Source organism: Actinocorallia sp. B10E7 (assembly GCF_039871655.1).
GTDB lineage: Bacteria > Actinomycetota > Actinomycetes > Streptosporangiales > Streptosporangiaceae > Actinocorallia.
Genome location: NZ_JBDPLZ010000005.1, coordinates 486,390 through 498,717, shown reverse-complemented (window position 1 = coordinate 498,717; position 12,328 = coordinate 486,390). Strand labels below are relative to the sequence as shown.

The following is a 12,328-nucleotide window of genomic DNA, read 5'->3' as shown; positions in this document are numbered from 1 at the left end:
ACTTCACAAGCACCCTTCGTTGCGAGGCTACACCCGTTGCGCAAGGGATGGACTGATGAGGTTGCTACTCCCCGGTAATTGAAGTGTCCCTGACTTCACCAGGCGAAACACGCGGCCTTCTCGGGCTTTCGCCCACCGGCCGGATCCGCGCCGCCGACCCCGGGCTCATACGCTTTCCGGCTTGCGGGCGCGGTGGATCGCGGCGACCCCGAAGGTGAGGTCGCGCCACTGGACCCGCTCCCAGCCCGCCTCCCGGACCATCCCCGCCAGCGCGGGCTGAGCCGGCCAGCGAAGCGTGGACTCGGCCAGGTAGTTGTAGGAATCGGGGTTGGAACTGGCCTTCGCCAGCAGCGGCAGCCCCACCTTCAAGTGGAACTCGTGACCGAGTGCCAGCAGCTTGTTCGTCGGGTGGCTGACCTCGCAGATCACCAGCCGGCCGCCCGGCCGGGTCACCCGCAGCATCTCCCGCAGCGCGGCGTCCGTGTCCGCGACGTTCCGCAGCCCGAAGGAGATGGTGACGACGTCGAAAGAGGAGTCCTTGAAGGGGAGGCGCAGCGCGTCGCCCGCGACGAAAGTCACACCGCGCCTGCCCTGCTGCCGACGGGTGCCGACCTGGAGCATGCCGAGGGAGAAGTCGCACGCGACGCATTCGGCGCCGCTCTCGGCGATGGCCGCGGTGGACGTGCCGGTGCCCGCCGCCAGATCCAGCACCCGCTCCCCGGGCCGCGCGTCGATCGCCTTGGCCACGGCCCTGCGCCAGGCGCGGTCCCGGCCGCCCGTCATGAGGGTGTTGAGAAGGTCGTACCGCTCGGCCGTGTCGTCGAACATCGCGGCGACGTCGGAGGGTTTCTTGTCCAGATCAGCGCGGGTCATGGGGAGCAGCCTAATCGGCGAGGGACTCCTTCCCCGACGTGCCCTCGGACCGACGCTCCCTCTTGGCCGTGAGGGCGACGGAGATCTTGTCGCGCTGCCCGGACAGCAGGACGTAGCTCACGATCCCGGAGATCAGGAAGGCCAGGGCGAGGTTGAGCAGACCCCTCAGCCCGAAGAGGTAGAGGATCGCGGCCGTGGCCGCGACCAGCAGGAGCCGCGCGAGACTGTAGACGATGACTGAACGCATGGTCCTTCGAGGTTATCCGCAGGTCGCCCGAGCCTCGGTCCAGGGTCCCCTCAAGGCCGGTCCGGAGCCCCGCCGGGCCCGGGGGCTCCGGATCCGAGGGCCGCCGGGGCTCAGTGCGAGGAGAAGAACAGCTCTGGGTCCACGTTGCCGCCCGACAGGACCGCGACCCCGTCGCCGGGGGGCAGTTCGTCGCGGTGGAAGAGGAAGGCCGCGGCCGCGACGGCGCCGGCCGGCTCGGCCACCAGGCGGGTCTTGACGGCCAGCAGCCGCATCGTCTCGCGGATCTCCTCCTCGGTCACCGTGACGATGTCGTCCACGTACTCGGCGATGTGCCGGAAGGGGATGTCGCCGACCCGGCCGACCCTCAGCGCGTCCGCCATCGTCCGCCGGATCTCCTTGACGTCCCAGGTCACCGGGCGGCCCAGGAGGAAGGAGTCGCGGGCGTCCGCCGCCAGGGCGGGCACGACGCCGACCACCCTGGTGCCGCGGCCGAGGGCCTTGACCGCGGTGGCGGTCCCGGCCAGCAGACCGCCCCCGCCCACGGGCGCGAGGACCACCCCCGCGTCGGGGGCGTCGGCCATGATCTCCAGTCCGATGGTGCCCTGGCCCGCGATCACCCTGCGGTCGTCGAAGGGGGCGACGAGGTCGTAGCCGTGCGCCTTGGCCAGCCGTTCGGCGGTCTGCGTCCTGGCCTCCATCGTCGGCTCCACCAGCACCACCTCGGCGCCGAGCCGTACGCACTCCTGCACCTTGACGTCCGGCGCGTCGTGCGGGATCACCAGCACCGCGCGCACACCCAGCTCCCTGGCCGCGTAGGCGACCGCCTGCGCGTGGTTGCCGTTGGAGTGCGCGACGACACCGGGCGGGCGCGATCCCCCGAGGGGAGCCGAGGTCATCGCCGCGTAGGCGCCTCGGAGCTTGAACGCGCCGATCGGCTGGAGCGATTCGGGCTTGATCCACAGGGGCACGCCCGGATACCGGACGAGCGGAGTGCGCACCGCGACTCCGGCCAACCGGCGGGCCGCCGCTTCGATCTCCGCCAATGTGACCAGATCGGACATGCTCGGGAGCTTATCCGTAAGAACGGTCCCGGCAGCGGAGGCGGCACCGGCCGAAACCCTCATCTGACGGCGTATTCCATGGTCAAGGTGGGTGTCAATGGGATCGCCGGGACTGCTGTGAGACATGTCATGGTTACTTTTCGAGATAATGCCTGCTCATGGCGTCACTCAAAGTTATGTTTTACGAAAACAAGGCATGAATCGGTCTCGACCCGGCACACTTGGAATCTATCCACCCGCGTCCAGAGCGGGACAAAAGGGGAGAGAATCCGTGGAAAGCACTAGTGAGCGTCTGTTGACCCCTGGAGAGGTCGCCGCCCTGTTCCGGGTAGACCCCAAGACGGTCACCCGGTGGGCCGCCGCCGGCCGGATCAGCAGCATCCGTACTCCGGGGGGCCACCGTCGGTTCCGCGAGTCCGAGGTGCACGCGCTGCTGCGCGGAGACGAACCGCTGGCGGAGGTCCGCTAGTCGGCCACCGGCCCCGGCGGGGTTCCGGGACCGGTGGACTCCCCGGGCGCGACCTCCTCGGACGCGGCCTCTTCCGACAGAGCCGCCTTCCACTCCTCGAACTGCAGGCGCAGCGCCTCGTCGTCACGCCGCCACCTGGCACGCGCCTCGGCCAGCTCCTCCTCCGTGCGCGCCTGCTCCGCGAGCCTCTCGTACTCCGGGTCGTCCGGGCCGATCTCCACGTAAGCCTGCACGATCCCGTCCGCCTCGGTGAGCTCGCCGTGCGGCACGAGCAGCCTCCCGTTGGCGAGTCTGATCACGTACATCCTCGTACCCCTCAGATTCCGTACCTGCGGTTGAAGAAGAGCATCACGTCGAGCGCCAGGCGGATGTTCCCGCCCAGCATGTCGACGAGGGCGGGACGCTGGTGCGAGGCGATCGCCGCGAACGCGTCGGCGAAGAACTCGCGCCGCCCGAGCTGCCCCCTCTGCCGGTGGAAGTCACTCTGCAGGAACGGCTCGCAGGCGGCGTAGAGCGACTGGAACCCGGGGGTGTCGGACACCCACCCGCCGCGGAGGTCGTCCACGTCGTCCAGGGCATGGCCGATCTCGTGCATCATCACGTCCGGCGTGGGCGAGGGGCGGTCCCCCACCACGACCTTCCGGTTGCCGTAGGCGCCCGCGCAGATGTCCCACGTCGCCCGTCCCGAGGGCAGCCTCCGGCCCTTGAGGTGGCCCATGTCGTCCAGTTCGGGCACCCCGCCGGGACCTATGTAGATGCCGTCGAGCCCCTCGGCCAGCTTCAGTTTGAGCCTCTCGGGGAGCATCGCGAGGCTCTCCACCGCCCGGACGACCTCGGGCGGGGGCGTGCCTTCGGCGAGGTCCCACTGGCGGTGCAGGATGCCCTCCAGCGGCCCGCAGTGCAGCCTGCCGTCCCCGCCCCAGGGATGGTCCGGGGAATGCGGAGGCACCCGGACGATCGTCTCGGGTGCCTCGGGTGAGTCGTCGAGCTCGAAGGCGCTGTAGTCGCGTCCCGCCGCGCGGAACCGCCCGCCCTGATCCCTGGGCTGGGACTCCCTGGGTCTGGCCTCGGTGAGCGAGGCCCGCGTGAACGCATCCGCGGTCTTACGGTGTCGACCCCAGCGCATGGCCCTCCCCCGCTCTGATGGACGCTTCCGCCCATTCAAGCGTGAAAAGGTGCAAGATCACATTAGACGCCGGCGTAGGAGTGCAGGCCCTGGATGAAGATGTTCACCCCGACCAGGTTGAACAGCAGCGCGGCGTAGCCGACGATCGAGACGACCGCCGCCTTGCGGCCCTTCCAGCCCGCGGTCGCCCGCGCGTGCAGGTAGCCGGCGTAGATCGCGAAGACGATGAAGGACCAGGTCTCCTTGGGGTCCCAGCCCCAGTAGCGGCCCCAGGCCTCGTCCGCCCAGATCGCGCCCGAGATGATGGCGAACGTCCAGACCGGGAAGACGAACATGATCGACTTGTGGGAGACGCCGTCGAGGACCTCGGCCTTGGGCAGCCGGTCCAGGAAGCCCGTCCCGCCCTTCTCCTCATGCCGGGCGGCGGCCAGGTACAGCAGCGCGGTCACGAAGCCGACCGTGAACCCGCCGGAGGCGACGATCGCCGCGCTGACGTGGATGGCGATCCAGTAGGACTTCAGCGCCGGGACCAGCTCACCGGGCGCCTGGTAGAGCCAGATGGTCGCCGCGCCCAGCCCCAGCACCACCGCGAGCATGACGAACGCGCCGAGGTAACGGGCCTTGTCGCGGACCAGCACCACCAGGTAGGCGGTCACCGCGGCCAGGCAGATCGCCACCACGAACTCGTACATGTTGCCCCACGGCCAGCGGGACACCGACATGCCGCGGGTGGCCACGCCGCCGGCGTGCAGCAGCCAGCCGAACAGCGTGAGAAGAACGGCGAATTTGCCCCAGTCACGGCGCGGAGCCTTCTCCTCCCCGTTCCCGCCGGCGTCCTCGGCGCTCGCCTCCACCGGGGCGCCCGCGCCGACCAGCGCCTTGGCGCGCGCCTTGGCGGGGCGGGGCGAGAAGGCGAGATCCGCCGCGTAGCCGAGCATCGCGACCACATACAGCAGCACCGCGCCGAGCAACATGTTGTTGCTCAGATCGGCGAGTTCGGTGTCGACCACCGTGTCACTCCTTGATCGTTCCGGCCGGCACCGGCTCGGGTTCCTCTGGGCGCAGTTCGCGCAGCAGGTCGTCGAACTCCCCGGTGGGGGTTCCCAGGGTGAGGCCGCCGACCTCGACCACCGTACGCCCGTCCTCTCCGGCGCTCGCACGGACCCACACCCTGCGGCGCCGGGTCATCAGCGAGACGACCAGTCCCGCGACCGCCAACGTGGCCGAGATCAGGGCCGGCACCCGTCCGGGGTCGTAGGTGGCGGTCAGGGAGACGTACTGCTTGTATCCGGTGAAGGTGATCTCGCCCGACCCGTCGGGAAGCTTCAGCGTCTCGCCGATGCCCATCGCCTTCCGCTCGATCTTCACCATCTGCAGCTTCTCGGCGTCCAGCTCGTAGACCGACTGGGGGGCGCCCGAGTCCATGTTGAGGTCGCCCTTGAACGCGCCGAGCACCCCGACCATCGGGTTCAGCGGACCGGGGAAGGAGGAGACGACCGAGCTCCCGTCCGGCGAGGGCGCGGCCGTCGGCCAGAACATCATCTGGAAGCCCAGCTGGGGCTCGGCGTCAGGGGCCTTGAGGACGCCCTGGGAGGCCAGTGTCGCGGAGTCCATCGGCAGGAACTGCACGGCGCCGTCGAAGGCCACGTCGCCCTTGCTGTCGGTGACCTTGAAGGTCGGGGCGTACCCGTGGCCCAGCAGGTAGACCTTGGCCCCGCTCACCTCCAGCGGGTGGTTCACCTTGACCAGCTCGGAGCGCTCGGCCGAGCCGGGCCCCTCCCGGTAGGCCATCTTCGCCCTGAACTCCCTGGCCTGGCCGGTCTGCGAACCCGAGGAGACGAAGTCCGCCTCGAAGTCCTCCAGCGTCACCTGGAACGGCGCCAGGTCCTCGGGGTCGACCATGTGGCCCGGCTTGTACTCGCTGTAGTACGCCACCGAGTTGGAGAAGCCGGTGCCCTCGGTCAGCAGCAGGTTGCCCCGGTAGCCGAACATCGCGCCGAGGCCGACCGAGAAGAGCAGGGCCAGCAGCGCCACGTGGAAGACCAGGTTCCCGGCCTCGTGCAGGTAGCCCTTCTCCGCGGCGACCGAGCCGTCGGCCGCGACCGTGCGAAAACGCCGCTTGCGCAGCGCCTCGCGGGCCTGCTCCAGCGCCTGCTCGGGCGTCCGGTCCGAGCCGAACTCGGCGTGCTGCGGCAGCCTGGTGAACCGCTTGGGCGCCACCGGAGGACGGGACCGCAGGTTCTGCAGGAGCTGCCAGGAACGCGGCAGGACGCAGCCGGCCAGCGAAGTGAACAGCAGCAGGTAGATCGCCGCGAACCAGGGCGCGGCGAACACGTCGAACAACGACAGCTTGTCCAGCCAGGGGGCGAGCTTCTCGTGCTCCTCGAAATACTGGTCGACCTTCTCCGGCGCCTGGCCGCGCTGAGGGAAGATCGAGCCCGGTACCGACGCCAGCGCCACCAGGAACAGCAGTATCAGCGCCGTCCGCATGGACGTGAGCTGCCTCCAGCCCCAGCGCAGCCAACCCGTCAGACCCATCTAGATCACCGTCCCGACGCCGCCGATCCAGACCCGCAGCTCGTTGTTCAACTCGGTCCACAGCCCGGTGACCAGCAGCACCCCGATCAGCACGAGCATGCCGCCGCCCAGCCTCATCACCAGCCGGTAGTGGCGTTTCACCCACCCGAAGACGGTGAGCGCCCTGCGGTAGGCCAGCGCGGTCAGCAGGAACGGCAGTCCCAGGCCCACGCAGTAGAAGAAGGAGAGCACCCCGCCGCGCACCGGGGTCGCCTCGGTCATCGCCAGCCCCTGGATGGCGGTCAGCGTCGGACCGATGCAGGGCGTCCAGCCCAGCCCGAACAGCAGCCCCAGCAGCGGCGCGCCCGCCACCCCCGGGCTGGGCAGCCGGGAGGACTTGAAGGTGCGCTGCAGGTTGGTGAACAGGCCCATGAACAGCAGGCCCATGCCGATCGTGATCACGCCCAGGACTCGGGTGAGCGTCTCCTCGTAGGACTTCAGCCAGTGGCCCAGGCCGCCGAACACGAACCCGTAGGCCATGAACACCAGCGTGAAGCCCAGGATGAACAGCGCGACGCCCGCGACGAGCCTTCCCTTGCGCTGCTCGGCCAGGTCCTCGCCGGTCATGCCCGTCACATACGACAGGTAGCCGGGGACCAGCGGCAGGACGCAGGGGCTGAGGAAGGAGACCATGCCCGCCAGGGCGGCGAGCGGCAGGGCCATCACCAGCGCGCCGCTGGTGATGGTCTCCTCGATGCCCGCCGCGGCGACCATCACTTCTCCGCGACGATCTTCGCCAGCGCCGGGTCGAGCCGGGACTTGTTGACGAGGCCGGGGAACTGCACCGCGACCCGGCCCTCGCGGTCCAGGATCAGGGTGGTCGGCAGCGCGCTCGGGTTCACCGACGAGAAGGCCTGAGTGATCTTGCCCTCGGGGTCGAAGAGGCTCGGGTAGGTGCTGCCGAACTTGCGGACGAACGCCTTGGCGCCGTCCCTGGTGTCGCTGATGTCGACGCCGAGGAACTCCACCCCGGCGTCCTTGTTCTCCTGGTAGGTCGCCTCCAGCGCGGGCGCCTCGGCCCGGCAGGGGCCGCACCAGGACGCCCAGAAGTTGACCACGACGACCTTGCCCTCGTGCTCCGTGAGGTCGAACCGCCCGCCGTCCAGGGTCTCGCCCGCGACCGCGGCGGGAGAACGGCGGTCGGCGGCCGGGATCGGCTCACCCGGCTCGACCGCCGTACCGCCTCCGGCGCAACCGGCGGCCGACGTCAGAGCTGCGGCCGCCAGGAGGACGGGCACGACGGCACGGCGGATCATCAGTGGTACTCCTCAAGCACTACGAGCTGTAGTACGCGACTGTACCCGGAGCCTCAGGCGCCCGGGATGCTCGGGTGCCTGACCAGGTGGGCGGCGGGTTCGGCGTACTCCACCCGGGCGAGGACCTCGCCTTCGAAGACGAGGCTGGTGACGCTGGCCAGCCCGCACTGGCGGCGGCGCGGGTCGTGCCACAGCCGTACGCCCTCGGCGAGCCGGCGCGCGGTGTAGATCGGCAACTGGTGGCTGACGCACACCGCCTCGCGGCCGCGGACGGCCTCCCTGGCCTCCTGGCTGAAGGACCACATGCGGTCGGCGACCTCCTGGAAGGGCTCCCCCCAGGACGGCTTGAACGGGTTGACGAACCTGGGCCAGGTCCGGGGGTCGGCCAGCCTTCCCATCCGGAAGACCTCGCCCTCGAACTTGTTGTCGGCCTCGATCAGCCGCATGTCGACCACCGGGGTCAGCCCGGTGGACGCGGCCAGGGGGGCGACCGTCTCTTGGGCCCGGTCCAGCGGCGAGGTGTAGAGCACGGCGATGTCCCGGCCGGCGAACCAGTCGGCGGCGGCCTTGGCCATCAGATGCCCGTCCTCGCTGAGGTGGAAGTCCGGGAGGCGGCCGTAGAGCACGCCTCGCGGGTTGTGGACCTCACCGTGACGCAGAAGATGGATGATCGTGGTCTCAGTCATGGCGGGATCAGATTACCTTCACGTCTGGGGCAAACCCGTCTTCTTCGCCGCGGCCCTCGCGGCGTGCGGCAGGGCCTCGGCGATCCGCTCCAGCGCGGCGTCGTCGTGGGCCGCGCTGAGGAACCAGACCTCGTAGGAGGAAGGAGGCAGGTAGACGCCCCGGTCGAGCGCCTCATGGAAGAAAGCGGCGTAGGCCGCCGAATCCTGCCTCTGCGCGTGGGTGAAGTCCATCACCCGCTCGGAGGTGAAGAAGACCGAGAAGAGGTTGCCCGCGGTCTGCAGCCGGTGCGGGACTCCCTCCTTCGTCAGCGCCTCGGTCACCCACTGCCCGACCAGGGAGGCCGCGCGATCGACCCGCTCGTAGACCTCGGGGGTGCAGTTGCGCAGCGTGGCCAGGCCCGCCGCGGTGGCCAGCGGGTTCCCCGACAGGGTGCCCGCCTGGTAGACCGGCCCGGCCGGGGCCAGGTGGTCCATGACCTCGGCGCGCCCGCCGAACGCGGCGGCGGGCAGGCCGCCGCCCATCACCTTGCCGTAGGTGAAGAGGTCGGCCTGGACGCCCTCCCGGCCGTACCAGCCCGAGCGGGTGACCCGGAAGCCGGTGAGCACCTCGTCGATGATCAGCAGCGCGCCCGCCTTGTCGCACAGGCGGCGCAGCAGCTCGTTGAACCCGTCGACCGGCGGCACCACGCCCATGTTGGACGGGCACGCCTCGGTGATCACACAGGCGATCTCGCTCCCGTACTCGGTGAACGCCTCCTCGACGGCGACCGCGTCGTTGTAGGGCAGCACGATCGTGTCGGCCGTGGTGGCGCCGGTGACGCCCGGGGTGTCGGGCAGCCCGAGCGTGACGACCCCCGAGCCGGCCGCGGCCAGCAGCGAGTCGACGTGGCCGTGGTAGCAGCCGGCGAACTTGACGATCTTGGAGCGCCCCGTGAAGCCGCGGGCCAGCCGGATCGCCGACATGGTGGCCTCGGTGCCGGAGTTGACCAGCCGGACCTTCTCCACCGGGGTCCGGTCCACGATCTCCTCGGCCAGCTCCACCTCGCCCTGCGTGGGGGCGCCGTAGGACGTCCCGCGCGCCGCCGCCGCCTGGACCGCCTCGACCACCGCCGGGTGCGCGTGGCCCAGGATCATCGGACCCCACGAGCAGATCAGGTCGACATAGGTGTTGCCGTCGGCGTCGGTCAGGTACGGCCCCCGGGCCGAGGCCATGAACCGGGGGGTCCCGCCCACCGCGCGGAAGGCCCGCACCGGGGAGTTGACCCCGCCGGGCACCACTTCACGCGCCCGGTCGAACAGCTGCTGAGATCGCTCGGTGGAAGTCACCCGACCAGTCTGCCACCGCGACGCGACCGCCCTCGTCCGGGTCCCCGCCATGATCACGGTGAGTGCCCGGAGATCGTCGGGCCGCGACCGGCCGGACGCGTCCTTGTGCCGGACCCGACACAATCCGGTAACTCCCTTGACCATGAGCCGCGATCGCCGGTATCCACCCATGAAGGTGTCTTAAGTGCGGGTGTGGCAGGGAAGGGTCGAAGTGACGGAAGGCTGGACGGTACCGGGGTTCGCTCTCGTCAGAGAGCTGGGTGCCGATGCCTCCGGGCGGCAGGTGCTCGCGACGGACGAGATGACCAAGACCCAGGTCACCATCCGTTACCTGTCCCCCGCGCTGAACAGGGACGACGAATTCGGCCGGCGGATGAGCCAGCTGTCCCAGCTGGAGGACGACAACCTCGTCCAGGTCTACGAGCTGGTCGAGGACGGCCCCGAGGCCGCGGTCGTCTCGGAGTACTTCGAGGGCGTGCCCCTGCGGCGGCTGCTCGCCGACCCGCTGGACCCCGAGTCCGCGGTGGTGGTGCTGAGCGACATCCTGCTCGGCCTGGCCGCCGCGCACGGCAAGGGGATCATGCACGGCGACTGCTCGCCGGACAAGGTGCTCATCGCCCCCGACGGACGGGCCAAGCTGTCGGACCTGGGCATCGCGGTGCCGCACGGCAAGGGCGCCCCCTCGGGCGACCCGGTCTACCAGGCTCCCGAGCGCTGGCAGGGCTCCCCCCAGAGCCCCCAGACCGACATCTACGCGGCCACCGGCGTGTTCGTGGAGTGCCTGACCGGGCGGCGGCTGTTCCCCGCCACCTCGATCGGCGCGCTGAACCGGGCGCACAACAACGCGGCGATCCCCGTCATCGACGTGCCCGGGCCGCTGCGCCCCCTGGTGCTGCACGGCCTGGCCAAGGAGGCCGACAAGCGGCCCGTCTCGGCCGCGGACTTCCTCACCGAGCTGGACGAGGCGGTCAGCCCGGTCTTCGGCGCCGACTGGGAGAAGCGCGGCCGCGCCCGGGTGCGGGAGCTGGCCCAGCGGGCCGCCACCGCGCCGGCGCCGCCTCCCCCGAGCAAGGCCGCGGCCCGCACCTCGGCCGCCGCCCCGCCCGACCTCAGCCGCGACCGGCGCCCCCTGATCTTCGCGGGCGCGGGGATCGCCGCCGTGGTGCTCATCGGCGCCGTCGCCTACGGCCTCGGCTCCGGCGGCGACGACCCGGTCGCCGGCCCCACCGCCTCCCCCTCCCACCTGGCCGGGTCGGCGACCCCCACCGACGAGGCCTCTTCCCCGGCCACCCCGGCGACCGAGGAGATCGACGGCTCCGAACTGGCCGAGAAGATCTCCGGCGCCGTCTCCGACAAGGGCGCCTACACGCTGGCCTTCCGCCGGGTGGCGGGCAAGGAGGTCACCAGTGTCGGCGGCGCCGCCAAGGACGGCTCCTACAAGATCTCCGTCTCCGGCCCCAAGCTGGACAAGCGGCAGGCGGTCGTCATCGGCGACAGCGGCTACCTGCAGCAGGGCGCCGTCTGGGTGAAGCTCCCCCTGGGCGGCAAGGCCAAGGGCTACGGGGCGCTGGTCGAGCAGGCGCGCTGGGGCACCTCCGTCGACGCGCTGAGCTCCCTGCTGACGGGCGCCGAGACCCTCACCCGCAACGGCAGCCGCTGGAGCGGCACCGTGCCCCAGGCGTCCGGCCTGGACGCCGTCGCGCCGGGCTACCGCAAGGCCAAGGTCGCCTTCGAGCTCCAGGTCGGCTCCAACTGGCTGCCCAAGCACCTCAAGGTGACCATCACCGCCGCGGGCAAGACCAAGGTCGTCACCACCACGGCCTTCTCCAAATGGGGCGGGAAGGTCACCATCAAATCCCCCATGAAGCGCTGAGCTCCCCCCAGGGGCCCTGAACACGCGAGAGCCCTCCTTCCCCTGGGGGAAGGAGGGCTCGACCCGTTCCGGGGCGCGGAGCCGGACCGCTCAGTCGGACAGGAACTCCAGCACGCGCAGCGGGTCCGGCAGCCGGGCCCCCTCCGGCGGCCTGACCCAGGAGACCTCTCGCCCGAACGGCAGGACGGACGGAGGCGCGACCACATAGCTGTCCCGGCAGTGCCAGCGCATGCCCGGGGTGTCGGCGAGGGTCTCGGGCGAGCAGTCCAGATGGCAGGACCACCACTCGTCCTCGTCCTCCGGGGCGCCCCTGGTGGCGACGAAGAACAGGTAGCGCTCGGTGCCGATGGCGGCGACCGGCCCCGCCTCGACCCCGGCGGCCGCCATCGCGGCGAGGGCCGCCAGCCCCGTCTCGGCCGGGACGTCGAAGACGTCGAAGACCCGGCCGGTGGGCAGGATGACGTTGGCGTCCGGGGTGACGGCCCACCAGCGGTCGAGTACCTCACGGTCGGTGGTGGCCTGGCGCGCCCAGCCCGTCGAGACCGGATGCGCGCCCGGATGGGGGCAGCCGATCCGGTCGCAGGAGCAGGCCCGCTCGCCCGCGACCGGCGCGGAGGCCCCCGCCACGGTGGCCCAGCCCTGCGCGGCGTATTCCCGTGCCGCCATGGCCAGCCGGTTCTTAGCGCGAGTACCGCGGGTGACCGCCAACATCTATCGCCCCCCGAAGAGAGAACCGCCTTTCCCCAGATCATGGCGAAAGGTGAGGGAAACCTGCGTACCGACCCCTGGATACGGTTCTAAATGACTATACGCAGCCCACCCCGGCCGCCGTTC

At 70.7% G+C, this 12,328-nt stretch carries 14 protein-coding genes; 2 read left to right on the top strand and 12 right to left on the bottom strand.

The window, feature by feature from the left end:
* Positions 1–165: 165 nt before the first annotated feature.
* The 3 genes from ABGB12_RS20145 to ABGB12_RS20135 all read right to left on the bottom strand — a co-directional run bounded on the left by ABGB12_RS20145 (position 166) and on the right by ABGB12_RS20135 (position 2,181).
* On the bottom strand, positions 166–873 hold the full coding sequence (locus ABGB12_RS20145; RefSeq protein WP_347680101.1) for a demethylmenaquinone methyltransferase: 708 nt from the start codon (positions 871–873) through the stop codon (positions 166–168).
* A 10-nt stretch (positions 874–883) separates the two neighbouring features.
* On the bottom strand, positions 884–1,120 hold the full coding sequence (locus tag ABGB12_RS20140; protein WP_347680099.1) for a DUF4229 domain-containing protein: 237 nt from the start codon (positions 1,118–1,120) through the stop codon (positions 884–886).
* A 110-nt stretch (positions 1,121–1,230) separates the two neighbouring features.
* Entirely contained in the window at positions 1,231–2,181 is a 951-nt protein-coding gene (locus ABGB12_RS20135; RefSeq protein WP_347680097.1) for a threonine/serine dehydratase, read from the bottom strand.
* 271 nt (positions 2,182–2,452) lie between these two features.
* Between ABGB12_RS20135 and ABGB12_RS20130 the strand changes: the two genes are divergently transcribed.
* Entirely contained in the window at positions 2,453–2,650 is a 198-nt protein-coding gene (locus ABGB12_RS20130) for a BldC family transcriptional regulator (protein ID WP_106397192.1), read from the top strand.
* Here the strand turns inward: ABGB12_RS20130 and ABGB12_RS20125 are convergent.
* The 8 genes from ABGB12_RS20125 to hemL all read right to left on the bottom strand — a co-directional run bounded on the left by ABGB12_RS20125 (position 2,647) and on the right by hemL (position 9,621).
* Positions 2,647–2,955: a hypothetical protein gene (locus ABGB12_RS20125; protein ID WP_347680095.1), complete on the bottom strand. Its 309-nt coding sequence runs from the start codon at positions 2,953–2,955 to the stop codon at positions 2,647–2,649. The genes ABGB12_RS20130 and ABGB12_RS20125 overlap by 4 nt on opposite strands.
* A gap of 11 nt (positions 2,956–2,966) precedes the next feature.
* On the bottom strand, positions 2,967–3,776 hold the full coding sequence (locus ABGB12_RS20120; protein ID WP_347680093.1) for a hypothetical protein: 810 nt from the start codon (positions 3,774–3,776) through the stop codon (positions 2,967–2,969).
* A gap of 62 nt (positions 3,777–3,838) precedes the next feature.
* Positions 3,839–4,786, bottom strand: coding sequence for a c-type cytochrome biogenesis protein CcsB (gene ccsB / locus ABGB12_RS20115; RefSeq protein ID WP_347680091.1), 948 nt, complete (start codon positions 4,784–4,786; stop codon positions 3,839–3,841).
* A 4-nt stretch (positions 4,787–4,790) separates the two neighbouring features.
* Positions 4,791–6,314, bottom strand: a complete 1,524-nt coding sequence (locus ABGB12_RS20110) for a cytochrome c biogenesis protein ResB (RefSeq protein WP_347680089.1) — start codon at positions 6,312–6,314, stop codon at positions 4,791–4,793.
* Entirely contained in the window at positions 6,315–7,067 is a 753-nt protein-coding gene (locus tag ABGB12_RS20105) for a cytochrome c biogenesis protein CcdA (RefSeq protein WP_347680087.1), read from the bottom strand.
* Positions 7,067–7,609, bottom strand: a complete 543-nt coding sequence (locus tag ABGB12_RS20100) for a TlpA disulfide reductase family protein (protein ID WP_347680085.1) — start codon at positions 7,607–7,609, stop codon at positions 7,067–7,069. The genes ABGB12_RS20105 and ABGB12_RS20100 overlap by 1 nt, the downstream gene beginning before the upstream one ends.
* Positions 7,610–7,662: 53 nt before the next feature.
* Positions 7,663–8,295, bottom strand: a complete 633-nt coding sequence (locus ABGB12_RS20095; protein ID WP_347680083.1) for a histidine phosphatase family protein — start codon at positions 8,293–8,295, stop codon at positions 7,663–7,665.
* A gap of 18 nt (positions 8,296–8,313) precedes the next feature.
* A complete protein-coding gene (gene hemL, locus ABGB12_RS20090) occupies positions 8,314–9,621 on the bottom strand; it encodes a glutamate-1-semialdehyde 2,1-aminomutase (RefSeq protein WP_347680081.1) in 1,308 nt (435 codons plus the stop codon).
* Positions 9,622–9,805: 184 nt separating this feature from the next.
* Here hemL and ABGB12_RS20085 point away from each other — a divergent pair, with 184 nt between their 5' ends.
* Positions 9,806–11,494 carry a serine/threonine-protein kinase gene (locus ABGB12_RS20085; RefSeq protein WP_347680079.1) on the top strand — a complete coding sequence of 563 codons (1,689 nt, stop codon included), beginning with the start codon at positions 9,806–9,808 and terminating at the stop codon, positions 11,492–11,494.
* Between the two features lie 90 nt (positions 11,495–11,584).
* On the opposite strand, the gene ABGB12_RS20080 is transcribed toward ABGB12_RS20085, so the two are convergent.
* Positions 11,585–12,205, bottom strand: coding sequence for a bifunctional DNA primase/polymerase (locus ABGB12_RS20080; protein ID WP_347680077.1), 621 nt, complete (start codon positions 12,203–12,205; stop codon positions 11,585–11,587).
* Positions 12,206–12,328: the final 123 nt, after the last annotated feature.

Excerpts from the sequence above, each read along its gene's own strand:
- ABGB12_RS20145 (WP_347680101.1), bottom strand. The coding sequence starts at position 873 with ATGACCCGCGCTGATCTGGACAAGAAACCCTCCGACGTCGCCGCGATG.
- ABGB12_RS20140 (WP_347680099.1), bottom strand. The coding sequence starts at position 1,120 with ATGCGTTCAGTCATCGTCTACAGTCTCGCGCGGCTCCTGCTGGTCGCG.
- ABGB12_RS20135 (WP_347680097.1), bottom strand. The coding sequence starts at position 2,181 with ATGTCCGATCTGGTCACATTGGCGGAGATCGAAGCGGCGGCCCGCCGG.
- ABGB12_RS20125 (WP_347680095.1), bottom strand. The coding sequence starts at position 2,955 with ATGTACGTGATCAGACTCGCCAACGGGAGGCTGCTCGTGCCGCACGGC.
- ABGB12_RS20120 (WP_347680093.1), bottom strand. The coding sequence starts at position 3,776 with ATGCGCTGGGGTCGACACCGTAAGACCGCGGATGCGTTCACGCGGGCC.
- ABGB12_RS20110 (WP_347680089.1), bottom strand. The coding sequence starts at position 6,314 with ATGGGTCTGACGGGTTGGCTGCGCTGGGGCTGGAGGCAGCTCACGTCC.
- ABGB12_RS20105 (WP_347680087.1), bottom strand. The coding sequence starts at position 7,067 with ATGGTCGCCGCGGCGGGCATCGAGGAGACCATCACCAGCGGCGCGCTG.
- ABGB12_RS20100 (WP_347680085.1), bottom strand. The coding sequence starts at position 7,609 with ATGATCCGCCGTGCCGTCGTGCCCGTCCTCCTGGCGGCCGCAGCTCTG.
- ABGB12_RS20095 (WP_347680083.1), bottom strand. The coding sequence starts at position 8,295 with ATGACTGAGACCACGATCATCCATCTTCTGCGTCACGGTGAGGTCCAC.
- ABGB12_RS20080 (WP_347680077.1), bottom strand. The coding sequence starts at position 12,205 with ATGTTGGCGGTCACCCGCGGTACTCGCGCTAAGAACCGGCTGGCCATG.